Annotated in this window: 1 protein-coding gene; it reads right to left on the bottom strand. The window is 64.5% G+C overall.

All coding sequences use genetic code 11. The features are described 5' to 3' along the window. Positions 1-736, bottom strand: a 736-nt coding sequence (locus C8264_RS21935) for an IS30 family transposase (RefSeq protein WP_108463108.1), incomplete at both ends; no start/stop codon positions are given.

Consider the following 736-nt stretch of genomic DNA (forward strand, 5'->3'; position numbering starts at 1 on the left):
CTGGAGAAGACCTCATTTGGGGTTTGGAAGTCGAGACATTTTCGCGGGGTGTTGTTGTAGAGGGCGACAATGGTTTGCAGGTGCTCGTCGGTGATGGTTGCCAGGTCGGATTTTCGCGGCAGCCTGCGGCGCATGCGGCCGATGGCGTTCTCGACGCCGCCTTTTTGCCAAGGGGCGTGCGGGTCGCAGAAATAGGTTGGGATACCGATGGCGTTGAGCTGGTAGTGGAAGGCGAACTCGGTACCATTGTCGAAGGTCACGGTTTGGCACAGCGCCTTGGGCAGGCTCTGGAACAAGGCGATGAGCCGATCGACGACGCCTTGGGCCGCTTTGGAGGGGAGCCGTTCGATCACCAGCTGGCGCGAGCTGCGTTCATGGGTGACGAGCACGGCCTGGCCATAGCGCGAGAAGGCCATCAGGTCGGCCTCCCAATGGCCCGGTACCGTTCGCCCCTGTGCTTGAGCGGGACGTTGGCTTAGCGGCACCCGGTCCTTGAAGGTCCTGAGCGGGGAGCCGCCGCGCCGGCCCAGGGGGCCGCGGCGGCTCTTGGCGCGCGGCAGCAGGCGATGCCAATAGTCCTTCTGGGCGCTGCGGTGATAAACGAAGCGATAGATGGACTCGGGGCTGATGATCGTGCAACCGTGCTGGCGCGCCAGCCGGCCGGCGATGATCTCGGGCGACCATCCCATCGCAAGGTAATCCCTGACCGTTATGGCCAGCGCCGGCTGGCGCGCCA

The sequence above is a fragment of the Devosia naphthalenivorans genome, from assembly GCF_003056355.1.
GTDB classification, from domain to species: Bacteria; Pseudomonadota; Alphaproteobacteria; order Rhizobiales; family Devosiaceae; genus Devosia; species Devosia naphthalenivorans.